This is a genomic window from Caldisericum sp., from assembly GCF_049967455.1.
GTDB classification, from domain to species: domain Bacteria; phylum Caldisericota; class Caldisericia; order Caldisericales; family Caldisericaceae; genus Caldisericum; species Caldisericum exile_A.
Genome location: NZ_JBMFSR010000102.1, coordinates 1 through 766, shown reverse-complemented (window position 1 = coordinate 766; position 766 = coordinate 1). Strand labels below are relative to the sequence as shown.

General features: G+C 32.6%; 1 protein-coding gene and 1 pseudogene. Both read right to left on the bottom strand.

The genetic code is table 11. The annotated features are described in order from the left end of the window. Positions 1-257 (bottom strand): annotated as a pseudogene (locus tag ACP5SP_RS08035) (DUF4145 domain-containing protein); the annotation flags it as partial. Between the two features lie 41 nt (positions 258-298). Continuing rightward, positions 299-766: N-6 DNA methylase (locus ACP5SP_RS08030; RefSeq protein ID WP_428076558.1), on the bottom strand; the 468-nt coding region annotated here is incomplete at its 5' end.

Below are 766 nucleotides of genomic sequence, written 5' to 3'. Positions count from 1 at the left end.
ATATCAGGATCTAAATCACCATTTAGCGGTTCAATACCCGCAAATTCTGGATAAATCATTTTATGTTGATACCAGATTGAAAATTCATTGCAATGAGAACAGAAACAAACTTTTAGCTCTTTCAAAATTTCACCTACACGTAGACCTCTATCTATCCTTAAATCATACCAATCCTGATTTGCATATGCATTACAAAATGGGCAATTAAATGCCTTCTTTTCCCACCCCGGTGTTTCGTATGGAATTTTTTCTACCATATTTTTAATTTTTAAAATTATCCGCTTAGCCTCTTATATCTTTAAAACCCTAACTTTCCCAAATTCTCCCTTATCCTCTCCTCCAATTTTCGACCTTCTTCAAAATATTTTTCTAATTCTGCTTTTAATTTTTTCATTTTTTCTTTAAATGGTATGTCGTCATCTTCTTCTAGTTTTACACCAACATATCTGCCAGGAGTTAAAACATAGCCATTTTTTCTAACTTCTTCTATTTTTACTGCTTTGCAAAATCCGGGAATATCTTTATATTCTCCGTACTCTCTTGGTCCCCTCCATTTTCTAACTGTATTTGCTATCTCTTGAATTTGCTCATCAGTAAATATCACTTGTTTTCTGGAGATTGGCTCGTAAATTTCTCTGGCATCAATAAATAAAGTTTCGCCAATTCTATTTCTAAATCTTCCGTTCTTTTTGTTTTTTGTAATAAACCATAAAGAAATTGGAAGCGAGACATTGTAAAAAAGTTTTGCCGGGCAAGCAATAATAAC